The sequence below is a fragment of the Comamonas sp. B21-038 genome, from assembly GCF_022387135.1.
GTDB lineage: Bacteria > Pseudomonadota > Gammaproteobacteria > Burkholderiales > Burkholderiaceae_C > Comamonas > Comamonas sediminis.
Genome location: NZ_CP092462.1, coordinates 4,510,955 through 4,536,395, shown reverse-complemented (window position 1 = coordinate 4,536,395; position 25,441 = coordinate 4,510,955). Strand labels below are relative to the sequence as shown.

The window sequence follows — 25,441 nt, the reverse complement described above, 5'->3', positions numbered from 1 at the left end:
AGTGTAGAAATGCATAGCGTCGTCAGGCAACGACGATTTCATTCAATCGATATGTAGATTCCGCATGTAGCGATCGACGACAAAGCAAGCCATCTCGAACCGTTTATAAGCTGGGAAGCGCTGCGGACCCCCGGTCTGCACCATCCACCCGAACACCCACCAGCCACTGCCATGGACCGTAAAACGATTACCAGCGAACTGCGTGCGCAGTTCTTTCCGCTGCTGCAGGCCACCGGCTTTGTGCGCCAAGGCGATTTCGCCCGGCGTGTGCTGGACGGCAGTGTGGTGCACATCGTCGAGATCCAGCACCGCCCGCGCAGCGCAGTGTTCCAGGTCAACCTGGGGGCCCATCTGTTGGCGCTGGGCGATGTGGCCGGCGGCACCCTGCCCGCGCCGCAAACCATGCGCGACCATGACTGCGCCTGGCGCGGCTCGGTCATCGCCGGCTTTCGCAACGCCACAGACGCCGAGTTGGCCTACGGCGCCAGCGCACACGAGGCGGCCGAATCGGTGGCCTTTCTGGTGTCGGAATGGCAGCGGCAGTCCCAGGCCTTTTTTGCGCCTTTCAGCGACTATCCCGCATCCTTTCTGGCCGCCGCCCGGCAGGCTGCGCAGGACCGGGAGAGGCACCCCGCCCACCTGCTCACCTGGGCCCGGGTCGCCGCGCTGCTGGGTGAGGCTGCACTGGCACAGTCCATCGCCCAGGCAGCGCTGCCCCGGGTGCCGGAGCGCGCTACTTCGCTGCGTGCGAATCTGGAGGCTGTTTTGGCGAGTTAAGGGTTGGAAAAGACGCCGAGCAGTTCGTCAACCGCACTTTACCAATCATCCAGTGACCGAAGTTCAGAGCCGGCATAGTCGCTCGGTTCCGGGCGTGACCGCAGTACCAGGTCCACGCCCAGAACGCTCAGTAGTTTCATCAAGCGTTCAGCGCTGACCGCCTGGGGATTGCGTTCCATCGCAGATACCGTCTGCTGGGTCACTCCCATGCGCATGGCCACATCAGCCTGGGTGAGCTTCGCCGCCTTGCGAAAAGCGCTCAGAAATATCGGTAGTTGGCGGCTGGTTTGGACGATGAATTCATCCATGCGTGCTCCCCATTCACAGTAACTCAGGAACAGCTATTGTGAGGCCACAACCCATAGGCTGGTTTCCCAAAATACAAGTCTTGGTTTGTATTTCCTTTTTACAGCCTATGGCTTGTATTTACGCCAAATTAGGCGCCAACGCCCGGCGCAGCACTTCGATGTCCATGCCCCGGCGCTCTGCCATGTCCGCCAGTTGGTCTTCACCGATTTCGCCGACGTTGAAGTACACCGCTTCGGGGTAGCCCAGGTAAAAGCCGCTGACGCTGGAGGCGGGGAACATGGCCAGGCTCTCGGTCAGGTGCATGCCGATATCAGCGGCGTCCAGCGCCTTGAACAGGTCGGTCTTGGCGGTGTGGTCAGGGCAGGCGGGGTAGCCGGGGGCGGGGCGCACGCCCTGGTATTTTTCCTTGATCAGCTCCTCGTTGCTCAGCTGCTCGCCGGCGGCATAGCCCCACAGGTCCTTGCGCACGCGCAGGTGCAGGCATTCGGCAAAGGCTTCGGCCAGGCGGTCGGCCAGGGCCTTGAACATGATGCCGCTGTAGTCGTCCAGCGCGGCTTCAAATTCCTGGTCCTTCTTCTCGGCACCGATGCCGGCGGTGACCGCAAACAGGCCGGCGTAATCGCCAATGCCCGATTCCTTGCTGGCCACAAAGTCGGACAGGCAGCGGCTGGGGCGCATTACGGGCCGGCCATCCGGGCCATCCACCGCCTGCTTTTCGGTTTGCTGGCGCAAGCCGTACCAGGTCAGCAGCTCGGTGCTGCGCGACTCGTCGGTATAGAACACGATGTCGTCACCCACCCGGTTGGCAGGGAACAGGCCCATCACGCCATTGGCCTGCAGCCAGCGGCCTTCGATGATCTTCTTGAGCATGGCCTGGGCATCGGCCAGCACCTTGCGGGCCTCCACACCCACCACCTCGTCATCAAGGATGGCGGGGTACGGGCCGGCCAGGTCCCAGGTCTGGAAGAACGGGCCCCAGTCGATGTACTGGGCGATCTCGGCCAGGTCGAAGTTCTTGAACACGCGGCGGCCCAGCACGCGGGGCGTGACGGGCGGGTGCGCGGCAAAGTCCACCGGGGTGGCATTGGCGCGGGCCTGTGCCAGGGTCCACAGCGGTGTCTTCTTCTTGTTGGCGTGCTGGGTGCGCACCTTGTCGTAGTCGGCCTCGACCTCCTGCAGGTAGCGGTCCTTGTTCTCGCCGAGCAGGCTCTGGGCTACGCTCACGCTGCGCGAGGCATCGGGCACATAGAGCACCGGGCCTTCGTACTTGGGGGCGATCTTCACGGCGGTATGCACGCGCGAGCAGGTGGCGCCGCCAATCAGCAGCGGGATCTTCTTGACGCGGAAATAGTCGTCCTTGTGCATCTCGCCGGCCACGTACTGCATCTCTTCCAGGCTGGGCGTGATCAGGCCCGACAGCCCGATGATGTCGGCGCCCTCGGCCTTGGCCCGGGCCAGGATCTCGTGGCAGGGCACCATCACGCCCATGTTGATGACCTCGAAGTTATTGCACTGCAGCACCACGGTGACGATGTTCTTGCCGATGTCATGCACATCGCCCTTGACGGTGGCGATGACGATCTTGCCCTTGCTTGACACGTCGATGCCTGCTGCTTCCTGCTGGCGCTTTTCCTCTTCGATGTAGGGCACCAGGTGGGCCACGGCCTGCTTCATCACGCGGGCCGACTTGACCACCTGGGGCAGGAACATCTTGCCGGCACCAAACAGGTCACCGACCACGTTCATGCCGTCCATCAGCGGGCCTTCGATCACATGCAGCGGGCGCCCGCCGCCTTGCACGACGATGGCCTGGTAGGCCTCTTCGGTGTCTTCGGTGATGAAGTCGGTGATGCCATGCACCAGCGCATGCGACAGGCGCTCGTTCACGGTCTTCGGGCTCTCGGGCGTGCCACGCCACTCCAGCTTCTTGCTGTCGTCCTTGGCACCGCTCTTGGCGCTGTCAGCCACTTCCACCAGGCGCTCGCCGGCGTCGGGGCGGCGGTTCAGCACCACGTCCTCGACGCGCTCGCGCAGCACCGGCTCCAGGTCGTCATAAACGCCGACCATGCCGGCGTTGACAATGCCCATGTCCATGCCCGCCTGGATCGCGTGGTAGAGGAACACGGTGTGGATCGCCTCACGCACCGGGTCGTTGCCACGGAACGAGAACGACACGTTGGACACGCCGCCGCTCACCTTGGCGCCGGGCAGGTTCTGCTTGATCCAGCGCGTCGCCTCGATGAAGTCCACGCCATAGTTGTTGTGCTCTTCGATGCCGGTGGCCACGGCGAAGATGTTGGGGTCGAAGATGATGTCCTCGGGCGGGAAACCCACCTCATCGACCAGGATGCGGTAGGCGCGCTCGCAGATCTCGATCTTGCGCTCGTAGGTGTCGGCCTGGCCTTTTTCGTCAAAGGCCATGACCACGGCCGCCGCGCCATAGCGCTTGACCAGACGCGCATGCTTCTTGAACTCGTCCACCCCCTCCTTCATCGAGATGGAGTTGACGATGCCCTTGCCCTGGATGCAGCGCAGGCCCGCCTCGATCACCTCCCATTTGGAGCTGTCGACCATGATGGGCACGCGGGCGATATCGGGCTCGGAGGCGATCAGGTTCAGAAAGCGCACCATCGCCGCCTTGCTGTCGAGCATGGCCTCGTCCATGTTCACGTCGATCACCTGGGCGCCGTTTTCCACCTGCTGGCGCGCAACGGCCAGCGCTTCTTCGTACTGCTCGTTCAGGATCAGACGCGCAAAGGCCTTGGAGCCCGTGACGTTGGTGCGCTCACCGACGTTGACAAACAGGCTGTCCTCGCCAACAAACACGGGCTCCAGGCCCGACAGGCGCATGGGAGGAACGGAAACGGGGGCAGCAGACGCAGACATGGGGCTCACCTGTAAAAACCAGAAAACAGAGACAGAACAGGTGAGCGCCGTTGATGCGGGCCATGCGAAATCAGCCCGTCGACCTGCCCCAAGCCTGACAGGCCTGTGGTGGTTACCACCGGCCGGCTGCAGCGCTCCTTGGAACAAGGCCCTGCATTTTAAGCCAGCCCCGGCGCGTAAGCACAGGCGGGGGGACTTGTCCATAGCCATAAACACCACTCACGAACGTTGGTTATAGCCTTATTAAATTAAACGATGCATCAGCTTTCACCCATATTGCAGCACTTTGCTGGCAACCTGCGTGAACGTCTACGCAACGCCGGCTTTCTGTGTTCAACCAGGTCAAGGCCTGCGATTTGAGGAGAATTCCCTTGCATCTGAGTTTCGGTGCTTACTACACGCTGATCTTTGCCGTCCTCGTGCTCTTGCTGGGCAAGCTGCTGACGCGGCACATCCGCTTTCTGCGTGACTTCAACATCCCCGAGCCGGTCTCCGGCGGCCTGGTGGTCGCGGCCATCATCTTTGCGCTGCACCAGGCCACCGGTCTGACGCTGGCCTTTGCCAGCGGCATGCAGACCACCTTCATGCTGGTGTTCTTCTCGTCGATCGGGCTAAGCGCCAACTTTGCCAAGCTCCGTGAGGGCGGCATGGGCCTGGTGGTGTTTCTGGGCGTGATCGTTGCCTTTATCTTTGTGCAAAACGGCGTGGGCGTCGGCCTGGCCACGTTGCTGGGGCTGGACCCGCTGATTGGCCTGGTCGCAGGCTCGATCACCCTGCTGGGCGGCCACGGCACTGCGGGCGCCTGGGGTTCGGTGCTGGAGAACCAATACGGCCTGAGCGGTGCCACCGCGTTGGGCATTGCCTGCGCCACCTTTGGCCTGGTCATTGGCGGCCTGCTCGGCGGCCCGTTGGCCAAGCGCCTGATCACCCGCCACCAGCTGGCCCAGCCACGCAGCCTGGCAGAGGCGCAAACCGGCGCGCAAGGCAGCGCCAGCGAAGGCACGGAGCCTGCCAACTTTGAAACGCCCAATACCGCCCCGCGCCTGATCACGGCCGAGGCGGCCATCGAGACCCTGGCACTGTTTGCCGGTTGCCTGGCCTTTGCCGAGTTCATGACCAGCGCCACCCAGGGCACCAAGCTGCAGCTGCCCACCTTTGTCTGGGCGCTGGGCGGCGGCGTGGTGATCCGCAATGTGCTCGACTATGGTTTTGGCTTCAAGGTGTTTGACCGCGCCATTGATGTGTTCGGCAACGCCGGCCTGTCGATCTACCTGGCCATTGCGCTGCTGTCGCTCAAGCTGTGGGAGCTGGCCGATCTGGCCGGGCCGCTGATGCTCATCCTGGCCGTGCAGACCGTGGCACTGGCGCTGTTTGCCGTCTTCGTCACCTTCCGTACGATGGGCCGCAACTACGATGCGGCCGTGCTGGCCGCCGGCCACTGCGGCTTTGGCATGGGCGCCACGCCCACCGCCGTCGCCAACATGCAGGCCATCACCAGCCAGTACGGCCCGTCGCACAAGGCCTTTCTGATCGTGCCGCTGGTGGGCGCGTTCTTTATCGACATCATCAACGCCTTTGTGCTGCAGCTGATGATTGCCTGGATACGCTGAGGCCGGGGCCATAGACAAGCGGGGCGTCGTGTTACCACGACGCCCCGCTGCGTTTTCAGACCGGGGAGGTCACTGCGCCGATTGCGGCAGGCCAAACAGACGGTCGAATGACCAGTTGAACACAAAGGTGTAGACCAGGAAGAACAGCAGCAGGCCGATGTCCATCACCAGGGCTTCCCAGAGGCTGACGTCGAACCACCAGGCAAACAGCGGCACGAGCATGAAGACGAGGCCCCCTTCCATGCCCAGCGCATGCGCAATGCGGCGGCCCAGGCCGCGCCCGCGGGTGGGCTGGGTGGCTTCCCAGCGCTCGAACAGATGGTTCCAGACGACATTCCACACAATCGCGATGGCCGACGATGCAGCGGCCACCACGCCCGAGTGCGCTGCGCCCTGGCCGGACAAGGCCGACAGGCCTGCCGTGGCGGCCACAATCGCAATCGCTTCGTACAAGGCCACATAGACCACGCGCCGCATCGGCCCCTGCAGGGACCAGGGGCTGTTCTGTATTTTTTGAACTGACATGGGGCGCTATCTTATGTGTCACGAACTGATAACATAAGTCAGAATCTTTCAGAGAAACTGATACATCAATGCGCAGCGCTTTTGCCCCGTTCGACTCCGACACCATCCAGACCTTGCTGGCCGTGCTCGACCATGGCAGCTTTTCGGCCGCCGCCCGGGCGCTGGGCAAGGTGCCCTCGGCCGTCAGCATGCAGATCGCCCAGCTCGAGGCCGAGCTGCAGATGCCGCTGTTTGCCCGCGATGGCCGCGAGCCCCGGCCGCTGCCCGCCGCGCTGGCCCTGGAGCCGCAGGCGCGCTTGTTGGCCGCGCAGCTGCAGCAGCTCAATGCCCATGCGCTGGCGCTGGAGCAAGGGCTGGAATCACGGCTGACCTTGGCGATCGCGCCGGAGTTGCTGTCCGCCCCCTGGGCCGCGCCGCTGGCCGCGCTCGCGCAGGAATACCCGCAGCTGGCCATCGAAGTGCTCACCGCTCCCCAGGCCGATGCGCTGACCATGCTGCACAGCGGCCGTGCGCAGCTGGCGCTGGTGTTTGAGCGGCCCAGCCTCGATGGCCGCGAAGGCTTTCAGGAAGTGGCGACCGAGACCTTGCTGGCTGTCATCGCACCCAGCCACCCGCTGATGCAGTCGCTGCACCAGGGGCCGCTACCGGATGAGCCGGCCCGGCCCCAGCTGCGCGAGCACCACCTGACCAATACCCGGCAGATCATCGTTGCCAGCCGCGACTGGACGCTGGACCCTGAGCGCCTGGTCTATGCCCGCGATGTCTGGCGCACCGACAACCATGTGGCCGCGTTGCAGATGGTCAGCGCCGGCATTGGCTGGGGCTGGCTGCCCCAGCCGCTGGTGGCGCCGCTGCTGCAATCGGGCGCGCTGGTGGCGATGGAGTTTGCCAACCTCAGCAATGGCGCACAGCTCTATGTGGACGTGGTCTGGTCCAAGGAGCACCCGATGGGCCTGGCCGCCAAGCGCTTTGTGGCGCTGGTGCAGGCCGCCGCTTCGCCAACCCCTTAAGTGCCTGGGGCCTGCTGCGGTGCAGCCGGGGCGGGCGGCAGATCGCGCACATGGATGTCCATCTGCGGGAAGGCCACTGCAATGCCGGCCGCCTTCAGGCGGGCATTGATGCTGCGGTTGAGGTCGTTGCGCACCGGCAGGCGGTCGTCCACCGCGCCCACGTAGACGCGCAGCTCGAACTTCTGGCCCTGGCCTTCGAGCGCCATGAACCAGCAGTTGGCCTCGGGCTCGCGCAGCACCTTGGGGTGCTCGGCCGCAATCGCCAACAGCATGCGCTGCACTTCGGCCGGGTCGCTGCCATGGGCCACGGACACATCGATGATCAGACGGGTCACATCGTCGCTCAAGGTCCAGTTGGTCACCTGGCCGGTGATGAAGGTCTTGTTCGGGATGACGATTTCCTGGTTGTCGAAATCGAGCACCGTGGTCGCGCGGGTGCGGATGCGCGTGACGGTGCCGGTGTGCTGGTTGATGGTGATCACATCGCCGACCCGGAAGGGCCGCTCGACCAGCAGGATCAGCCCCGAGACGAAGTTCGCAAAGATCTCCTGCAGACCAAAACCCAGACCCACGGTCAGTGCGGCAGCCATCCACTGCAGCTGGCTCCAGCGCAGCCCCAGCAACGACAGCGCACTCACGGTGCCGGCAATGGTGATGCCGTAGCGCGCAAGGGTCGCCATCGTGTAGCGGTCCGAGCTGCTGACCCGGCGGGTGCTGGAGAACACCACCTCGACCAGGCCCGGCAGGTTGCGCGTCAGGCTGAAGGTCATCAGCAGAATCAGCGCGCCGATCAGCAGATCCATCAGGCTCACCGGTGCGGGGCGGGCGATACCGCTGGCCTCGGTATTGGTGGTGTACCAGAGCACCACACCTTCAAAGCGCAGCAGCGCCGGCAGCACTGGCGACCAGGCATAGACCAGGCTCAGCGCCACCAGCACCCGCTGGAGCAGGCCCAGCAGGCGGTGCGCCTGCGTGCTCACCGTCACCAGCGCCATCTGGCTTTGCTCATCGGTGGCATTGCTGTTGGCGGTGGCGGGGGTGCCTGTGGCGGCATCGGCCACTGCTGCGGCATTGGCCGCCTGGCGCTGCAGCGCAGCCGCACGCAGGCGGTTGAGCGCCAGCCGGCGCTCGCCCAGCAGCAGCCAGCGCCGCAGCAGGCTGACCAGCACCTCCGCTGCCGCCAGGAACACAAAGCTGCTCAGCAGCGCCTGGATCACTTCAGTGGCGGTGTAGACATAGCCCAGCCCGATGCCGGCCAGGGTGACGGCCAGCACCAGCATCACCGCCACGCTCACCACCTGGCTCCAACGCAGCCCCGGGCGTTGCTTGAGCAGGCTTTGGCGCAGGTAGCGGAAGGCCATCCAGGCCAGGCCCAGGGTCAGCACCAGCAGGCACATGCGGCCCCAGGTGCTGATGGCCGTGTCGTCGTGGCTGAAAAATGCCAGGCCGCCCAGCAGATCGATGGGCACGATCAGCCAGGTGGCGCGCAGAACCATCTGGCGCAGCACCTGCACGCGCTCGCGCGGCCAGCCAAAGTGCGCCACCGCGAGGCCGCAGGGGCGGAACAGCACGTTCAGCAAGGTCACGACAAACACAAAGGCGCTCAATTGCTCCAGCGCCTGGCCCAGCGGCTCCAGCGCCACCGGCGCTGCCGCCGATTGCAGCAGGGTGCCCAGCGCGGCGGTCGCAAAACTCCAGGGCAGCGCATACAGCAGGCTCCAGCCCAGCGCCATCAAGGTCAGGCCAAAGTGGTCCTGCGAGAAGTTGTCCACCCGCAGCGCGATGGCCTGCAGCTTCTGCAACGCATAGCGGCGCAGTCCCAGCAGCAGCAGCACGCCGGCGAAGATGCCGGCATAGGTCCAGAGATTGCGCAGCATGCTGTCGCCCAGCACCCGGGCAGTGTTCCACGGCGATGCGCTGGCGCCCTGCTCCAGGCCTGCGCCGTCCGGGCTGCGCAGCACCGAGCGCCACTCGTCCAGCCAGGCACGGCCCATGGCCAGATGGCTGGGGAACCACAGCAACTCCTTGTCCATCACCTGGCGCAGCGCGCTGCCGCTCTTGAGCGTCGACTGCAGCGCGGCATCGGTCTGCTCCAGCACGGCGATGCGCCGCAGCAGCAGCGGCTGGAGCTGGTCGATCAGCGCCGCCTGCTTGGACCACAATGCGGTGCTTTGGGTGCCGCTGCGCGTGGTCATGCCCGTGTCGCCGCCCCCGCCCACGTTGGCCGTGCCATTGAGGTTGAAGCGCCGCTCACTGGCGTTGAACAGCGCCAGCCGCAGCTCGGCCAGCTGCCGCAAGGTGGCCTTGCGCCGCGCCTGGATGGTGTTGGCCGTCGGAAGCGCCACCCGCTGCTTCCACAGCCACTGGCCCACCGATGCACTGCCGCCCAGGCGCAGGCGCGCCTGCGTGTCGCGCAGCGCAGAGGCCAGCTGGCTCTGGCGGTACTCATCGCTGGCCAGGTCCTGGCGCTCCTGCACCAGGCGGTTGTTGTGCGCGAGGATTTGCTCGGCCAGCGCACTGTTTTGCCGTGCCAGTTCCCGCACGGAAGCGGGCGCCTCGGCCGCATCGTGTTCGGCCGCCTGCGTTTGCTGCACCTGCTGCTCCAGCTGCTGGCGCGCGCGCTCAGCAATGCGCTGGTTCAGCCAGGCCACGCGCGGCGTGCGCTCCAGCAACTCGCGGCGCTGGGTCTGCAGCTGTACATCGAGCTGGCGCTGGCGTGTCTCGATCGTCGATTGTTCTTCCTGGCGCAGCGCCAGCTCCTGCCTGGCGCGGCGGTTCTCAGCACTGCGGCGCAGCTGGCGCGCCTGGGTCAGCGCACTCGATTCGCCCGGCTCGGCCGCTAGCGGCGTGGCCGTTTCCTGCACCCGTTGCTGCAACGTGGCCAGGTCCGTGCGGCCATTGCCGGGCTGGGCCACCAGGTTCGCCTGTTCGGCCGCCGATTTCTCGATGCCGGACTTGAGCGCGGCGATCGCCTCGCGCTCGTCGGTCAGCAGCTTCTCCAGCACTTCCTGGCTGGCATTGGCAGGCACGCGCTCTTCCCAGCGGGCCTGAATCTGGCTCAGTTCCAGGTCGCTCAGCGGCGCAGGGGGCGCTGCGGCCGGCGTCTGGACCCGGCTGCGCAGGCGCTCAAGCGATTGCGCAAGCGCATCGGCCTCCTGCTCGGCCGTCGTGGTGGCCTCGCGCTGCGCCTGGATGACGCGCTCCTCGTCGCTGCCGCTGCTGCTGGACGAACTGCTCCCCAAGCCCGCCAGCGACGTCAGTGACTGCGCCGACGCCCCCGGCGCCCACGGCAGCAGGCAGGCGCACAGCACCAGCCACAGGGCCGGCAACCACCAGCGTGGCAGGCCCTGGCGGGCAGAGAAAGAAAGGGGGGAGGCTTGCATCGGCACAGTGTATCGGTATGCGCCCTGCCCCATGGCTAGGACAAAGGCGCTGCTTGCACCTGATAACAAAGCTTTCAAGCCGGCGGGCGCGGGTCCTGCATCCGGTCAAAAGCCTTGTCGATGTCGTCGGCCTGCAAGGTGGGCTGCACCGGCAGGCGGCCGGCGCGCTGCTGGTCGATCTGCTCCTGCAGGCGCGCAGCGACCTGCAGCAGCACCCGGTGCAGGCCCAGCTGCTGGCGCCGGCTCTGGTCCAGGTGCTCGACGACGGGCTGCAAGGACTGCAGCACCAGCTGGCCGAGCTGCTGCACCGCCAGATCCAGCGGCTGTGGGTGGGCCTGGCGGGCCGGCTGTTGCGGCGGTGCACTGTCCAGCACCGCCTGGCGGATGCCATCGAGCGACTGGCGCACCGCCGTTTGCGCCTGGCCCCACTGCGCCAGCATGTGCTGCAGCTCCGCTTGCGCCGCGCTGGCGCCGCTGTGCCGGGCCTGCTGGGCATCGGCCATCGCGCGGGTGGCGGCCACCAGGTCGACCAGCTGGGTCGTCACCCGGGTGGCGGCATCGGCGTTGGCGCCGCCGGCGGCCTGCTGGCGCTGGAACTGGGCCTTGATCTCGGCCCAGCGCGCCTGGCCCTGGGCATCGGCGCTGCCGCGCAGCTCGGCGAGCTTGAGCAGGTTTTCCTCGGCGCCGCCGGTCAGCATCTGCGCCTCGCCCTGGTAATGGTCGCTCAGCATCTGCGCCATCTCGGCATCGTTCATCACCGGGGTGATCTTCTCGGCCAGCTTGTTCATGTTGCGGTAACTGCCCTGCAGCTTGAACGGTGGCTCGGTGCGGTAGTTGTCGTCCTGCGCAGCGCTGTGGATGTACTGCTGGTTCACCTTGAACACCAGCTCGCGCACCTGCAGCATGCGCTGGAGCACGGCCTCCATCTCGCGCAGCTCGGCGGCGGCGTAGTCGTGCGACAGCGCATTGGCCGAGACCTCCTTGCCCTGCACCCGGTCGAGCAGCAGGTACAGGTCCTGCAGGCTGCGCGTGGCCATCGGCGCCAGCACCGCGTTCGAGGTCATGCTGTTTTCGATATAGCTGAGCTTGAAGACCTCGTCCATGCCGCCCAGCACATCACCCAGGTTGTAGATATCGGCGCGGTTGGCCAGCATGTCCGGGATCTTGAAGACCTCCCCCGACTCGGTATAGGGGTTGCCGGACATGACCACGCAAAAGCGTTTGCCGCGCATGTCATGGGTCTTGGTCTGGCCCCGCCACACGCCTTCGATGCGGCGCGTGCCATCGGACAGCGAGATGAACTTCTGCAGAAACTCGGGGTGCGTATGCTGGATGTCGTCGATGTACAGCATCACGTTGTTGGCCATCTCCAGCGCCAGGTTGAGCTTTTCCAGCTCCTTGGCCGCCGTCGCGTCGGGCGCCTGCGCCGGGTCAAGCGAGCGCACCGAATGGCCCAGCGCCGGGCCGTTGATCTTCATGAAGATCAGCCCCAGGCGGTTGGCCACGTACTCCATCAACGTGGTCTTGCCGTAGCCGGGCGGCGAGATCATCATCAGCAGGCCCATCTGGTCGGTGCGCTTGTTCTCCCCCACCACGCCGATCTGCTTGGCCAGGTTGTCGCCGATCACCGGCAGGTAGATCTCGTTGATCAGCCGGTTGCGCACAAAGGACGACAGCGGCCGGGCCTTGAATTCCTCCAGCCGGAAGCGCGCCCGGTAGTCGCCCAGCAGCTGCTGGCGCAGCGCCTGGTAGCGCTCCCACTGCGGCACATAGCGGCGGTAGTGGCGCGCCGCGCGCGTGGTCAGCTCGTCGAGCTGGATGTGCATGCGGCCGCCCTCCACCCGGCCGTGCTGCCCCAGCAGGCCCGGCACTTCGCAGCGCAGATCGGCATGGCTGACCTGGTGCGGCAGCTCGCTTTGGCAGACCAGCCAGGCGGCGGCCTCGCTGCAGTACGGCAGCCAGGCGGCGCGCTCGGCCGGCGGCGCAGCCTCGGCCACCGTCTGCAGCCAGTGCAGCGCGCTGCGCCAGCGCTGGGCCAGCGGTGCGGCGCCGCGCTCACGGCTGGCCTGGCCGGCCTCGCTGCCCGCCCAGTAGCGCTGCAGATCGGCCCAGTGCAGCCCTTCCTTGGGGCCGGCCTTGAGCGCCTGCTGCAAGGCAGCCACCACCGCCTGGCTGGCACCCGAGAAATGGAGGCGCAGCGCCTTGTGCGCCAGCTCGGCCTGCAGGTAATCGGCGGCGGCGCGCAGCAGGTTGTCGGCCTCGCTGTCCCACTCGCTCTCATCGGGCGCAGCGGCTGCCAGCAACGGGCTGGCCGGGTCGGAGCGCAGCAGCGCATCGAGCAGCCCCTGGTCCTGCGCAAAGGCGCGCAGCTGGGCCATGATGTCGGTCTGCAGCGCCAGACGCTCGGCCTCGCTGCCCAGCAGCTGCTGCATCGCCAGGGCCTGCTGCGCGCGCTCCGGCCAGCGCGCAATGCTGCTGGCCAGCTGCGGCTGCTGGATATGGGCCTGCTGGCTCCAGAACAGCAGCGCCAGGCTGCGTGCCTGCGGCGCATGGCGCAGCACACCGGCGCCATCGGCCAGCGGCACCAGCGCCTGCAGGATCAGCGCCGCATCATGGTCGTGGATGCCGCGCTCATAGCCGTCGCGGTAGCGCGGCGCAGAAAACTCCCTAATCGCCTGGGTCAGCGCCTCGGCATCGGGCAAGAGCTGGCGCAGGCGGTCCTCGCTCCAGCCCTCGCGGCCGGCTCGCACGGCCTGCACCACCTCCAGCGCCAGGTACTCCCCCCGGTACATCTGGGCGGATTCAGCAGGTGTTGACGCATCCCAGTAGGCCTGCAGCCCGGCCAACTCGGGGTTGTCCACGGGTTCGAAGTATTCGGTGCCCACCAGGTGCAGGTAGAGCTGGCCATCGCGGGGCAGCAAGGTCAGGTCCAGATCCTGGTTGCCGACCGAGAAGCGGTGGCGGCCCAGGCGGATCAGCTTGCCATCGCCCTCGTACAGATCAGTGCGGTCCTGCAGCGCGCGGAAGGCCTGGTCGCGCAGCGACTTGATGCGGCTGTCGATGTCATCGGCCTTGACGGGGTCCTGCAGCTCTCCGCGCAGGCGCTGGGCCAGCTCCTTGAGCTTGGCGATGAGCGGGTCGCCTGCGAAGAATGCGTGCAGCGCTTCGGGGCTGGCGATCTTCTCGGTGCGCTTGGGCAGGCCCTGCACAATGCGCAGCGCGGCGTCGAGCACGCCCTGCGCGCGGCGCTGGCGCTCGTCCTGCAGGGACTGCTTGCGCGCCTCGAAGGTCTCCAGCACCTCTTCGCGCTTGGCGATGATGTCCGAGAGAAACTGCGCATGCTCGCCAAACTGGCCCTCGATGTCTTCGAGCTGCACCAGCAAGCGCGCCAGCTGCTCGTCGCATTTCTCGGGGGTCTGGGCCAGGTTCAGCCCGCTGACAATGCTCTGCGAGAACAGCGCCAGCTGCGCGGCAAACTGCGCCAGGTTCTCGGCGCTGCCCAGGCCGGACTTGCGCTGCTCGGCCCGGGCCCGCACCTGGTTGAGGCGGGCATAGATGGACGAGATGCGGTCCACCACCGCCGTGCGCTGGGTGGCATCGTCGATCTTGAGGCTGCCCATCAGCTCGGACAGCAGATCGAGCGCGGCCGACATCTGGGCCATCTGCGCCAGCGGCTCGGCCAGCTGCACCACGGTGGTGGCCGCCTGGGCCTGCTGGTCCAGTGCCTGCAGTTGCTCCACATAGGGCTGCATCGCAGCATCGGTGGCAATGAAGCCCGCCGTGCGCTGCGAGACCTCGGCCTGGGCCTCGTCAGCCGTCTGCACCATGGCCTCGATCGCTGCGGCATCGACATAACGCAGCTCGCGCGTGGCCAGCAACTGGCCGCGCAATGCGGCCAGATCGGTCAGCGCGCCTACATAGTCGTCGATGCTGTCGCCATCGGACAGGCGTATCTGCTTGAGCAGCTGCACATGGCGGCTGCTGACCTCACTCATCGCCTTGGCCGAGGCCTGGCGGATACTCTCGACTTTCTCGTACTCGTCCAGCACCGCATCGCCGGTGGCGACGATGCCCAGCAGGTTCTCATGCAGCGCCTGCATGCCCGGGCCGCTGAGCCAGTGGTAGCGCTCGAACAGGCGGCGCGCGGTGTCGATCAGGCGCTCGTAGCGCGGCAGCGATACCTCGGTGGCGGCGATCTCCTTGCGCACGCTGTACAGGTCAGAGATGCCACTGACCAGCTCGGCATTGCCGATGCGGCCCAGCGCGCTGTCCTTTTGCGGCTGGCGCGCGGCATAGTCGTCCGATGCGAAGGGCGTGCGCCACAGCTGCATCGGATGCACGCGCGAAGCCTCATTGCTCTCGGCAGCAAAGATGACGATGCGGCCATCGTCCATGCGCGCATAGCCGTGGCCGATGATCGGCGGCTGCAGCGCACGCTCGATCAGGTTGTACTTGAACAGTGCCATGCGCCCGCTCTCGGGCTCGTAGAACACATAGAGCACGTCCTCGCCATTGGGCGAGCGGATGCTGCGGCGGTAGCGCATGCCCTGCATGTTCTGTTCGAAGGCGCGGTGCTCGCCGTTTTGCAGGTAGTAGCCGCCGGGGAAGATGATGCCGTGGTCCTGCGGCAGCTGGATGCAGGCCGCGCCAATCGCATCGATGCGCAGCACTTGGCGCGACAAGGTGTTGAAGACCAAGTAGCGCCACTGGTCCTCGCGGTAGGGCAGGATCTTGAGCAGGATCAGGCTGCCGACGGCCGCGTATTCAAACACGGCGTCGTCGAGCGACTGGTTCTTCTCCTGCACCGGCTCGCGGTAGATGCCCAGGCCGTCGTTGGTGTTGTTCTCGACCTTGATCGTCAGGTCGCCATCGAGCGTCTCGACAAACACCTTGTCGAGGATGTTGATGTGCGGGTGGCGGCCCTGTACCAGGTGCTCGCGGCCGGCGCGCTGCCATTCGAAATCATGGGGTGCCGGCAGCTCGATGTCACGCTCGCCCCGGTTGTCGATGTAGCGGATCTGCTGGCCATCGGGCGAGACCGACCAGCGGAACACCCGCACATCGCCCAGGCGCTCGCCGATCTGGAAGCTGGCCAGCAGCTTGCCATCGCGCACCGCCAGCTGCATCAGCTTGGTGTGCTTGTAGTAGGCGTAGAGCTCCTGGAAATCCTGGACAAAGCTCTGGATGCCCAGAAAGCTGTCCTTGGTGTCCACCGGTGTGACTTCGTAGCCCTGCTCGCCCTCATGCAGGCGGTAGAGCGCGAACACATCGTCGATGCGTGTCTCCTGCTTGAGGCCCATGAAGACGTTGTAGCCAAACAGCAGATAACCGCCGACCTGGGCGATGTCGCGGCCCAGGCAGTTGTTTTCGGTGCGCACCCGCATGCGGGCGATGACCTCCATCTGGCTGCGGCCAAACTCCTCCAGCCGTGCTTCATTGAGTTCACGCGCCAGCGTCTCCAGCGCCTGGCCCTGGGCATCGAGCCGCTTGGCCAGCACTTCATAGGAGCCGCCACTGGCGACGGCGTCGTCAACGGCAGAGCGGTCTGGGGAGTCGTTGGATGGGGTAGTGGACATGGCTAGAGCGGCAGAGAATGCGGTGGGGCACGGCAGGCCAGCGCGCGGACTGGGGCCTGCGTTGCAAGAGGGCTGGGCGCCCAGAAGGATCGAACCGGCCCAAGGTCAGGCCAGACCAGGCAGGGCGCCTGGCCCGGCATGGTCCAGCCCGGCGCGGCCTGGCCTGGTCAGGGTTCAGGACTCGGCCGCCGAAGGGGGCAGGCTCTTCTTGTCCTGGCCACCGCCCAGCAGGTTGCTCAGCGCATCGCTGGGCAGGCCCTTGCCGCCAATGAACTTCTGCAGCAGCTCCTGCACGATGGGGCTCTTGGCCGAGACACCCTCGACCGCCTTGCCGACCGACAGCGCCTTGGCAAAGTTGTTGAAGAAGTCGCCACCGCCACCGACGATGTCGATATTGGCCTTGGACAGCGCGGCCGACAGCACCTCGGCCTGCTCCTGCGCCACCGTCTTGTTCGCCTCGATGGCGGCGAGCGCCTGCTCGAAGTTCTTCTCCAGCTGCATGCGGAACTCTTCGTGCGAGCGGGCCTGGTCGGACAGCGAGGCCAGCGCGCCGAACTTCTCGGTCAGGCCCTTGGCCTCGGCGAACAGCTTGTCGCGCAGCACATCGGCTTCGGACTGGCCGACATCGCGGGTCACGACAGCCTTGGTGTTGCCCACCTGGGCCTCACCACGGGCCTGCGCCATCAGGCGCTCTTCGAGCACCTTGGCATCGGCCAGGCCCAGCTTCTCGTTGGCATCGGCCTGGGCCTCGATCACGCGCACTTCCGCCAGGCCCTTTTCCTCTTCGCCTCGGGCCTCGGCCATCAGCTTCTCGGCAATGATCTTGGCCTGCACCAGGCCTTCGCGCTCGATCGCAGCGGCCGTCACTTCGCGCACCTTGGCATCAGCCAGGCCGGGCGCTGCGCGCTCGACCTCGATGGCCTCGGCCATCTTCTTCTTGGCTTCGGCCGTCTTGCCGGCGGCCTCCAGCTCGGCCTGGGCCAGGGTGGTCACCTCAACGGCCTTGTGGCGCGACGCGGTTTCATCTGCCTCGGCCTTCTTGACCTGGCGCACCAGGTCCTCTTCGGCCTGGGCCTGGGCGGTCAGCACGGTGACCTGCTTCATGCGCTCGGCTTCGGACACGACGCGCACTTCCTTGATGCGTTCCTCTTCCTGGGCCACGCCCTTTTCGACCACCACACGCTCGCGGATGACGTTGGCGATGTTGGCCTTCTCGACTTCGATGGCCTTTTCCTTCTCGATGCGCTGCAGCTCCACCTCGCGCTGGCGCGAGACCACTTCCAGGTCCTTGGCGCGGGTGACCTTTTCGATCTCGATGACCACCGCACGCTCGCGGTTCTGCTGCGCCACCGCCACTTCACGCTGGCGGTTTTCTTCGCGGATGTCGAGCTGCTCCTGCGTCTGGATGCGGGCCTGCTCGGCCTTGAGGCGCTCCTCTTCCTGCACCTTCTGGGTCTCGGCCTGTTCGCGCGCCTGGATGGTCGCGATCTCGCGCTTCTGGCGCGCTTCGGCATCGGCCTGCTGGCGCTCCAGCGCCAGCATCGCTTCCTTGGTCTCGACGTTCTTCTTGGTCACGGCCAGCTCGGCATTGCGCTCGAGCTCGTTGGTGACGATGTTCTGGTTGGCCGTCAGCTCGGTGATCTTGCGGATACCTTCGGCGTCCAGGATGTTGTTCGGGTCCAGCGAGGCCTTGGAGGTCTGCTCCAGGTAGTCGATGGCCACGTCTTCGAGCACATAGCCGTTGAGATCGTTGCCGATCACATGGATGATCTGGTCGCGGAAATCCTGGCGGTTCTCGAACAGCTTCACAAAGTCGATCTGCTTGCCCACGGTCTTCAAGGCCTCGGAGAACTTGGCATTGAACAACTCGTTGACGGCACCCTTTTCCGAGGCGCGGTCCACGCCGATGGCCTTGGCCACCTTGAGCACGTCGGCAGCGGTCTCGTTGACGCGCAGGTAGAACGCGACGGTGATATCGGCGCGCATGTTGTCGCGGCAGATCAGGCCTTCCTTGCCCCGGCGGTCAATCTCCAAGGTGATCAGCGAGATGCGCATGAACTCCTTCTTGTGGATCACCGGCAGCACCATGCCGCCGGTGAACTTCACCTTGGGCTGCGAGGTGGTGTCGTTGATGATCAAGGCCGTGCCCTGGGGCACCTTGATGTAGAAGGCCTTGACCAGTGCAAACAGGCCCAGGATGACGATGAAGACCGAGCCGATCAGCACCCCGGCAACGATGTACCACTCCATATTTCCCCAATTCATGCGGATCTCCCTATCAATATCAGTCTTTGAAAAATTGCGAATGCGGGCCGCCGCGCTGGCGCGGGCGAGCCGCTCCCATCAAACCGGTGGCAGCAGGCCCGGTATCTCGCTGCCGTCGAACTCAGCCTTGCTGACCACGCGCCAGGCGTTGTGCTCGGGCAAGTGCTCGATCAGCACGATCTCGGTGCCGCGCGGCAGGTCGCACTCTGGCGAGCGCATCTGCACATTGAGCCCGCCGCCGCCGTCATCGACGCTGCCATAGCCTTGCGTGGCGTTGACCACCCCGCTGCGCACAAGGCCCGTGCGGCCCAACAGCACCTGGGGGGTCTCAGGCGGCGCAATGCGCGCCACCAGGCCGCGCAGCGGCCGCAGCACCACCACGGTGGCGGCAAAGCCCAGCACCAGCGCAGCCACTGCCAGCGCGCTGCCGATAAGCAGGTTGAGCAGCGCCCAGCCCTCGGGCATGGGCACCAGGTGGCACAGCACATAGGAGGCCAGCCAGGACAGCAGCAGCAGCACCGTCAGGATCACGGTGGCCGGAATGCCGCCCAGACCCACCTTGAGCAGCAGGCCGGCCAGCGCGCTGACCGAATGCTCCACGCCATGGGCATGGTCGCTGCCGTCAAACAGCAGCCATTGGTCCAGCGAATCGGTCTCCACCAGGCCGACCAGGGCGATCAGCCAGTACAGCAGCATGCACAGCAGCAATGCGCCGAAGATGAAGGTTGGAAAGCCCAGCGCATAGTGCAGAAATGTCGACATGGCAGTCCCTCTTCTAGGTGTGCGGTAGCGGCCGCAGCGCCGGCTCCTCACTTGTTGTGTGTCTGGTCGGGCCAGCCATGGCCCCGGGCGGTATCAACCTTCCTTGGAGCCGGCGCGTTGCGCCTTGAGGCGCTCGAGCACCGACTGCGCATTGCCGGCGGTGGCGGTGATGCCTGCGGCGCGCAGCTTGGCGTCGAGCGCGTCCTCGCTGCTGCTTTGCGCCAGCTCGGCCGCGCTCTCCATGCGGGCGCCGCGCTCGGCCTGCTTTTGCTTGATGCGTTCGAGCGAATCAAGCGCCGTCTGCACCCGCGACTGCGAGCCGGTGTAGCGGCCCGCTACCGTCGCCTGGGCGCGTTGCACGCTCTCGGTGGCCTTGACGGTGTCCGCCTGCTGCTTGAGGCGCTTGATGTTCGACTGCGCCGTCTGGATCGCCGTGCGCAGCTGCTCCACGCTCTGGGTGAAGGCGCCCAGCTGGGCCTCTTCCTCATCGCGCTGGGTTTCGAGCAGCGCCACCTTGCCGGCAACCTCTAGCGCCAGGGCCTCGTCCTGGGTTTCCAGCGCCTTGAGCGCATAGCCTTCGTATTCGGCAATCTTCGCCTGGGTGGTCTGCAGCTTGCCAGCAGACAGCTTTTGCTTGGCCATGATCTCGGCCAGCGCTTCCTTGGAGCTGTTCAGGTCGTTGTCGGCATCGCGGATCTCCTGGTCCAGGATGCGCAGCGCCTGGCTGTCAGTGACGGCTTCACCCGCCTCGTGCGCGGCGCCGCGCAGCGCAGTCACCAGCTTGTTCCATACGGTCATGATGCTCTCCTTGTACTGTGGGGTCGGGGACGGGCTGCGCTCAGACCTGCGCCAAGGTCAGATAGGGGGCCAGCGCCTCGGTGGCCTGGATCACGCTGTCGGCCAGGATCAGTATCTCGGCGAGGATGTCGTCCGTGCTGCTGTTGGCGCGCATCGCGGCAAACATCACATAGCCCTCGCCGCCCCGCGCCAGTGGCTCCAGCGCCATCGTCGTGAACGGGAACAGCTTTTGCAGCCGCAGGATTTGGGCATTGAGGCCCGCGCCATCGCGCACCTGGTTGGCGGGCCACAGAAAGGCCTCGACCACCAGCTGCTCGCCCGACAGCGCCAAATGCACCGGCAGGTCGCCAAAATCGGACAAGGTGACCAGCACGCTGGTCTCGGCCCCTTCCAGTAGCTCAATCTGCAACTTGCCCTCCCGGGCCAGCGCCGATGCACCCAACTCTTCGGCCAGTGCCTGAATGCTGCGGTAGTGGTGCTTGCTGCTTTCCATACTCCCCTCCTGTTGGTGGATGGTCCATGAACCCGGTTGCGCCTGCGGCTGGCGCATCTGCTTTTCGAGCAGATGCAGGACCGCGCTGTACTCTGGAAGTACCCAGACTTCTTTCTTCACCAACCCTTGCTCCCGCAGCCGTTGGCGGTGCAAGCGCTGGTAGTGGGCAGATGTTTTTTGGTCCATGGGGCCACGATAACAGCCATTACATGTGATGTGTACATGTAATAGTTTCAATATGTAAATTCTCTTTTAAAATCATAGCACTGCATGGCTGTTTCATGCGGCTGATTTGCGTTTTGTCTCGATGGGGACCGGCCCGCTGGCGATGCATCTTCACAATGGCTGCATGCTTTTGACCGACCTGCACCATGCCCACGCCAGCCTGCAAGACAACGGCGTGGCGACCCTGACTTTCCGCAACGCCGGCAGCCTCAATATCCTGTCGTCACCAGTACTGGAAGACCTGGCCCAGGCACTCGGTACCTTGGCGCAGGACAGCCGCATCCGCGTGCTGGTGCTGCGCGGCACAGGCGACAAGGCTTTTGTCGCAGGTGCGGATATCAAGGAGATGCGGGCGCTCACGCCCGACAATGCCGCCGCCTTCATCACCCGGCTGCGCCGCGTCTGCGAAGGGGCGCGCCAGTTCCCCACACCGGTGATTGCGCGCCTGCCGGGCTGGACCCTCGGTGGCGGGCTGGAGCTGGCCTGTGCCTGCGATATCCGCATTGCCAGCAACCGCGTGCAATGCGGCATGCCCGAGGTCCAGGTGGGCATCCCCTCGGTGATCCATGCCGCGCTGCTGCCCCGGCTGATTGGCGCAGCCCGCACGCAGTGGCTGCTGCTGACCGGCGACAACATCGATGCCGCGCAGGCACTCCAGTGGGGGCTGCTCGACCAGGTGGTGCCGCCCGCGCGGCTGGACGGCGAGGTGGAACACATGGCCAACAAGCTGGCCAGCTACGGCCCGCAGGCCCTGCGCCAGCAAAAGCGCATGCTGCGTGCCTGGGAGCAGCAATCGATCGACCAGGCGATCGGCGACAGCGTGCAGGAGTTTGCCAACGCCTTCAAGACCGGTGAGCCCCAGGCCTATATGGCCCGCTTCGGACAGCACTGAGCCGTTTCGCAGGCGCGCCAGGCCTAGCCCGGGCGGCCTGGTCACCCGCAGCGCCTGCTGAGCGCCGCGCCGCCGCTGCGCGGCGCACCTCCCCCCCCCCCACCTCCCGCTTCCGACCTCTCTTAGCCAGCGCCACGCGCCCGCCCCCGCGCGGGCGCTGGCCCGTTGCGCGCTGACCCTCCTTCCCCCGCCCGCTTCTGTGGTCCCGGCCCCGCCCGCCTGCATGGGGCGCGCTTGCCTCCATGGCTGCGCATTTTTTCTATCGGTGTGCGCTTCTTGCCACTGCTGAGCGCATCACCCGGTCACAGAATCCGATGCTGCAGCGCATCATCCGCCGTGTCAAATCGTTAAAAAACACTTCCAAATCAAGCATCAATTTGTAACTGAAACAGGACGAAGTTCCGGCAGAGCGTTGATAGTTATCTCCTTTGACGTTAATAAATACTTACTTTTTACTCGGATACTTGTTGAAACACTATTCATACTGTTTTGTCGATTGATATAATCGAATCGCAAGTCGTAAGAATTTTTTTCTATCAATCACCATGCCCAAGCGCTCCGCACCCCTCCTTCAGGCACCTGCCCTCTGCGCAGCGTTTCTGGGCCTTTTTCCTGTTTGGGCCCATGCGCAGCCGTTGAGGCCCTACCAAGCCAGCTGGGCCACCTGGGGCCTGGGTCTGTGCCTGGCAGCGCTGCTGCTGGTGGTATTGCTCGAAGCGCTCTACACCTTCCGCCACTATGCGTTCACGCTCAACCGCCTGTTTGCACGGCAGCGCCCGCTGTATGCCGGCATCGAGCATGCCCATTGGCCGCACATCACGGTATTTATCGCAGCGCACAACGAAGAGGCCGTCATCTCCGGCTGCATCGAGGCATTGCTGGATGTGGACTATCCGCGCGACCGCCTGACCATCATGCCGGTCAATGACCGTTCGACCGATGGCACACGCCAGATCATCGACGGCTATGCCGACCGCCACCCAGGCCGCCTGCAGCTGTTTCACCGCCAGGAAGGCCCGCCCGGCAAGGCCGCTGCACTGGCCGATGCCACGGCGATCGTCCAGGCCCGGGGCCAGTCCGAGCTGATCGTCGTGTTCGATGCCGACTACCTGCCCGGCAAGAAGATCATCAAGCAGCTGGTGGCCCCCTTTCTCGACCCTGAAGTCGGTGCCGTCATGGGCCGCGTGGTGCCGCAGAACGCCGGTGTGAACCTGCTCACCCGCCTGTTGGATCTGGAGCGCTCCGGCGGCTACCAGGTGGACCAGCAGGCCCGCTTCAACCTGGGCGCCGTGGCCCAATACGGCGGCACGGTCGGCGGCATTCGCCTGAGCGCGCTGCAGGACGTGGGCGGCTGGACACCGGAGGTGCTGGCCGAGGACACCGACCTGACCTACCGCCTGCTGCTCAAGGGCTGGCAAACCGCTTACCTGGGCTATGCCGAATGCTATGAAGAAGTCCCTGAGAGCTGGGCCGTGCGTTTTCGCCAGATCAGCCGCTGGGCCAAGGGCCACAACCAGGTCATGACCAAGCTGGGCACCGAGATGCTGACCCGCAAGGGCCTGCGCTGGATGGAGCGGGTCGATGGCGTGGCACTGCTGGGCGTGTTCCTGATGTCCCCCATCCTGCTGGTGGGCTGGATGCTGGCGCTGGTGCTGACCGTGACGGGCTATGGCATCGGTGCGAATGTGAACATTGCGCTGCTGATGCTGCTGATCGCCACCGGTTTTGCCTGCGTCGGCAACTTCGCGGCCTTCTTTGAAGTGGCTGCGGCCGTGCACCTCGATGGCCACCAGCGCCGCCTGCGCCTGCTGCCGCTGCTGCTGACCGGCTTTGTCGTCAGCATGGTGGCGGTCTCGAAGGCCACGATCGACGGGCTGCTGCTCGACAAGCTGTTCAAGCGCCAGTTCAAATGGGACAAGACCGTGCGCTACCGCCAGCCACCCGCTGCGCCAGCCACTGTCCCGGTCACCGCCGCCCTGCCTGAAGCCCGTGTATGACCGCCCCCGCCAACCCCTTGCTGTTTGGCAGCATGTGGCTGATCGCGACCGTCCTGGTCTTCCTTCTGCCGCTGTTGCCGGCGCTGCGAGAGCTGTACTCGCGCAGCGATGCCGATGCGCTGGAGATCGACCCGCTGGACGACGGCCGTACCGACTACGCCGCCCACCGCATGGCCGAGCAGCTCGACCTGCTCGAAGCCATGCCGCGCGTAGCGCAATGGCAACGGGATGACCAGGGGCGCCTGATGGTCCCCCGAGGCCAGAGCCGCCTCATGGCCCGGACCGCACTGCCGGTGGTGATCGGCTTTCGCTCCGAGCTGCGCACCCTCGTCTCGAGCGATATCGTCGAGCTGCAGGCCAACAGCGTCGTGCAGCGCGTGTTGCATGCCAAAAGCATCCACTGCCTGGGGCCGGCGCAGCTGGCGCGCCTGACCAGTGCCGAACGCCATATCGTGCTGTCGCCCGGTGCGCGCTTTCTGCGCCTCGCAGCCGAATGCGTGTTTACCTGGCCGCTCAAGCGTTCGCTGCAGTTTCCGCTGCCCGAGCTGGGCATCGGCATGCCGCTGACGACGCAGCAGCGGCGCCATGAAGGTGACTTGCGCATTCCCGTTGGCACCATCGTGCGGGGCGGCCTGGTGGTCACCGGCAACCTGCTGATGGAGGAGATGTCCGTGGTCATCGGCCACGTCAAGGTGCATGGCAATGCCATCCTCGCCAAGAGTGCCTGCGTGCAAGGTGCCGTGTTCGTCAATGGCGATCTGCAGACCAAGGGCAACAACTATGTCGAAGGTCCGCTGTGCGCGGGCAAACGCCTGCACCTGGGGCCTGACAGCCAGGTCGGCGACAAGGACTGTCCCAGCAGTGTCTCGGCCTGGACCATTGCGCTCAACGCCAGTGTGCGGGTTTATGGCAGTATTGCGGCGGTACGTTCCGGACAGGTGGTGCTATGAAAACACGCAATCTCTGGATCGCCTCTGCCGCGATGGCCTGGCAGCTCGCAGGCGCGGCCCAGCCGGCCGAGCCGCCGGGGCTGGCCGCCTTTGCCACCGGCGATGGCGCCTATTACACGACCGTGGGCGGCCAGGTGGTGGACCCGTATTTCGTCAACAAGGGCTTCACGATCGCGCTGCAGGCGGATGCGCCCCTGCAGGCCGAGCTGCAGCAGTGGCTGGCCTGGCTGTTGCCGCGCCAGCGCCAGGACGGCGGCTTTGACCGCTTTTGCCCTGCAGCGGACAAGGCCTGGCGCAGTTGCATGGGTGCCGATGCCGATGATTCCATGGCCGCCACGACGATCGAGATGCTGCACCTGGCACAGCAGAAAAAATGGCTGCTGCCCAGCCAGCAGGTGGCTGCCGAACAAGCCATCGCGCGCAGCCAGCAGCTGCTCGCACGTCTGCGCAACCCCAAGAACCAGATCTACAGGGCCTTGCTCGACACCGAGCTGTACTACCTGATGGACAACATCGAGGTCTATGAAGCACTGCGGGTGAGCGAAGGCGCGCAGGCCGGCCCCGGATCCAAGCGGCTGGCGGCCGCCATCCACCAGCGCTTTCGCAGCGGCAGCGAATGGAAACCCGCCTTGCCCGAGTACGACCGCCCCCGCTTTTACCCCCATACCCTGGCCAGTGCCTACCTGTGGCAGACCGGCCTGATCTCGCGCGCCGAATCGGACCGCGCCACCGCCCAATGGCTGGCCCAGCACGGCAACGCCTGGCTCTCGCGCAGCGAAGACCACTATGCCTGGGGTCTGGTGGCCTGGAAAATGCGCCAGACCGCCCCGATCCAGGCTGCCTGCTGGCGCGCATCGCTGCGCCCCTTCCCCGCTGCGCTGGGCTGGACCGTGCTGGATGCGATGATCGACCCCTCGCTGGCGCACGCCGGCATCGGTACGCAGTGCCCCTTTGCCCCTGCTGCGGCGGCCAACCGCTGAGGC

At 65.7% G+C, this 25,441-nt stretch carries 16 protein-coding genes and 1 riboswitch; of the genes, 7 read left to right on the top strand and 9 right to left on the bottom strand.

Annotation, left to right across the window (positions count from 1 at the left end; translation table 11 throughout):
* Positions 1–171: 171 nt before the first annotated feature.
* Positions 172–777, top strand: coding sequence for a DUF4304 domain-containing protein (locus MJ205_RS20535; RefSeq protein ID WP_239810145.1), 606 nt, complete (start codon positions 172–174; stop codon positions 775–777).
* Positions 778–815: 38 nt separating this feature from the next.
* Here the strand turns inward: MJ205_RS20535 and MJ205_RS20530 are convergent, their stop codons facing one another.
* Both MJ205_RS20530 and metH read right to left on the bottom strand, forming a co-directional pair.
* Complete coding sequence (locus MJ205_RS20530) at positions 816–1,085, bottom strand: helix-turn-helix domain-containing protein (RefSeq protein WP_239810144.1); 270 nt, start codon at positions 1,083–1,085, stop codon at positions 816–818.
* 118 nt (positions 1,086–1,203) lie between these two features.
* On the bottom strand, positions 1,204–3,972 hold the full coding sequence (metH, locus tag MJ205_RS20525; protein ID WP_239810143.1) for a methionine synthase: 2,769 nt from the start codon (positions 3,970–3,972) through the stop codon (positions 1,204–1,206).
* Between the two features lie 35 nt (positions 3,973–4,007).
* Positions 4,008–4,118, bottom strand: a riboswitch (S-adenosyl-L-homocysteine riboswitch).
* Between the two features lie 225 nt (positions 4,119–4,343).
* Here metH and gltS point away from each other — a divergent pair.
* A complete protein-coding gene (gene gltS / locus MJ205_RS20520) occupies positions 4,344–5,582 on the top strand; it encodes a sodium/glutamate symporter (RefSeq protein ID WP_239810142.1) in 1,239 nt (412 codons plus the stop codon).
* A 69-nt stretch (positions 5,583–5,651) separates the two neighbouring features.
* On the opposite strand, the gene MJ205_RS20515 is transcribed toward gltS, so the two are convergent.
* Complete coding sequence (locus tag MJ205_RS20515) at positions 5,652–6,107, bottom strand: PACE efflux transporter (RefSeq protein WP_239810141.1); 456 nt, start codon at positions 6,105–6,107, stop codon at positions 5,652–5,654.
* A gap of 68 nt (positions 6,108–6,175) precedes the next feature.
* On the opposite strand from MJ205_RS20515, the gene MJ205_RS20510 reads away from it, so the two are divergent.
* Entirely contained in the window at positions 6,176–7,117 is a 942-nt protein-coding gene (locus MJ205_RS20510; RefSeq protein ID WP_239810140.1) for a LysR family transcriptional regulator, read from the top strand.
* Here MJ205_RS20510 and MJ205_RS20505 read toward each other — a convergent pair.
* The 6 genes from MJ205_RS20505 to MJ205_RS20480 all read right to left on the bottom strand — a co-directional run bounded on the left by MJ205_RS20505 (position 7,114) and on the right by MJ205_RS20480 (position 20,394).
* On the bottom strand, positions 7,114–10,500 hold the full coding sequence (locus tag MJ205_RS20505; protein WP_239810139.1) for a mechanosensitive ion channel domain-containing protein: 3,387 nt from the start codon (positions 10,498–10,500) through the stop codon (positions 7,114–7,116). The genes MJ205_RS20510 and MJ205_RS20505 overlap by 4 nt on opposite strands.
* A 74-nt stretch (positions 10,501–10,574) precedes the next feature.
* Complete coding sequence (locus tag MJ205_RS20500; RefSeq protein WP_239810138.1) at positions 10,575–16,076, bottom strand: DNA repair ATPase; 5,502 nt, start codon at positions 16,074–16,076, stop codon at positions 10,575–10,577.
* A gap of 174 nt (positions 16,077–16,250) precedes the next feature.
* Positions 16,251–18,341 (bottom strand): flotillin family protein, encoded by a 2,091-nt coding sequence (locus MJ205_RS20495; RefSeq protein ID WP_239810137.1) that lies wholly within the window; start codon positions 18,339–18,341, stop codon positions 16,251–16,253.
* Between the two features lie 78 nt (positions 18,342–18,419).
* Positions 18,420–19,103 carry a ubiquinone biosynthesis protein UbiH gene (locus tag MJ205_RS20490; protein ID WP_239810136.1) on the bottom strand — a complete coding sequence of 228 codons (684 nt, stop codon included), beginning with the start codon at positions 19,101–19,103 and terminating at the stop codon, positions 18,420–18,422.
* A 93-nt stretch (positions 19,104–19,196) separates the two neighbouring features.
* Positions 19,197–19,901, bottom strand: coding sequence for a PspA/IM30 family protein (locus tag MJ205_RS20485; protein WP_239810135.1), 705 nt, complete (start codon positions 19,899–19,901; stop codon positions 19,197–19,199).
* Positions 19,902–19,941: 40 nt separating this feature from the next.
* Entirely contained in the window at positions 19,942–20,394 is a 453-nt protein-coding gene (locus MJ205_RS20480) for a YjfI family protein (RefSeq protein ID WP_239810134.1), read from the bottom strand.
* A 349-nt stretch (positions 20,395–20,743) separates the two neighbouring features.
* On the opposite strand from MJ205_RS20480, the gene MJ205_RS20475 reads away from it, so the two are divergent.
* From MJ205_RS20475 to MJ205_RS20460, 4 genes are all read left to right on the top strand, one after another.
* A complete protein-coding gene (locus MJ205_RS20475) occupies positions 20,744–21,511 on the top strand; it encodes an enoyl-CoA hydratase (RefSeq protein WP_239810133.1) in 768 nt (255 codons plus the stop codon).
* 635 nt (positions 21,512–22,146) lie between these two features.
* Entirely contained in the window at positions 22,147–23,508 is a 1,362-nt protein-coding gene (locus MJ205_RS20470) for a glycosyltransferase family 2 protein (protein WP_239810132.1), read from the top strand.
* On the top strand, positions 23,505–24,458 hold the full coding sequence (locus MJ205_RS20465) for a hypothetical protein (RefSeq protein ID WP_239810131.1): 954 nt from the start codon (positions 23,505–23,507) through the stop codon (positions 24,456–24,458). The genes MJ205_RS20470 and MJ205_RS20465 overlap by 4 nt, the downstream gene beginning before the upstream one ends.
* Positions 24,455–25,438, top strand: a complete 984-nt coding sequence (locus tag MJ205_RS20460) for a hypothetical protein (RefSeq protein ID WP_239810130.1) — start codon at positions 24,455–24,457, stop codon at positions 25,436–25,438. Before MJ205_RS20465 ends, MJ205_RS20460 begins: the two co-directional genes overlap by 4 nt.
* Positions 25,439–25,441 lie beyond the last annotated feature (3 nt).

Excerpts from the sequence above, each read along its gene's own strand:
- MJ205_RS20535 (WP_239810145.1), top strand. The coding sequence starts at position 172 with ATGGACCGTAAAACGATTACCAGCGAACTGCGTGCGCAGTTCTTTCCG.
- MJ205_RS20510 (WP_239810140.1), top strand. The coding sequence starts at position 6,176 with ATGCGCAGCGCTTTTGCCCCGTTCGACTCCGACACCATCCAGACCTTG.
- MJ205_RS20460 (WP_239810130.1), top strand. The coding sequence starts at position 24,455 with ATGAAAACACGCAATCTCTGGATCGCCTCTGCCGCGATGGCCTGGCAG.
- MJ205_RS20465 (WP_239810131.1), top strand. The coding sequence starts at position 23,505 with ATGACCGCCCCCGCCAACCCCTTGCTGTTTGGCAGCATGTGGCTGATC.
- MJ205_RS20530 (WP_239810144.1), bottom strand. The coding sequence starts at position 1,085 with ATGGATGAATTCATCGTCCAAACCAGCCGCCAACTACCGATATTTCTG.
- MJ205_RS20495 (WP_239810137.1), bottom strand. The coding sequence starts at position 18,341 with ATGAATTGGGGAAATATGGAGTGGTACATCGTTGCCGGGGTGCTGATC.
- MJ205_RS20515 (WP_239810141.1), bottom strand. The coding sequence starts at position 6,107 with ATGTCAGTTCAAAAAATACAGAACAGCCCCTGGTCCCTGCAGGGGCCG.
- MJ205_RS20500 (WP_239810138.1), bottom strand. The coding sequence starts at position 16,076 with ATGTCCACTACCCCATCCAACGACTCCCCAGACCGCTCTGCCGTTGAC.
- MJ205_RS20480 (WP_239810134.1), bottom strand. The coding sequence starts at position 20,394 with ATGGAAAGCAGCAAGCACCACTACCGCAGCATTCAGGCACTGGCCGAA.
- MJ205_RS20490 (WP_239810136.1), bottom strand. The coding sequence starts at position 19,103 with ATGTCGACATTTCTGCACTATGCGCTGGGCTTTCCAACCTTCATCTTC.
- MJ205_RS20475 (WP_239810133.1), top strand. The coding sequence starts at position 20,744 with ATGCTTTTGACCGACCTGCACCATGCCCACGCCAGCCTGCAAGACAAC.
- MJ205_RS20505 (WP_239810139.1), bottom strand. The coding sequence starts at position 10,500 with ATGCAAGCCTCCCCCCTTTCTTTCTCTGCCCGCCAGGGCCTGCCACGC.
- MJ205_RS20485 (WP_239810135.1), bottom strand. The coding sequence starts at position 19,901 with ATGACCGTATGGAACAAGCTGGTGACTGCGCTGCGCGGCGCCGCGCAC.
- metH (WP_239810143.1), bottom strand. The coding sequence starts at position 3,972 with ATGTCTGCGTCTGCTGCCCCCGTTTCCGTTCCTCCCATGCGCCTGTCG.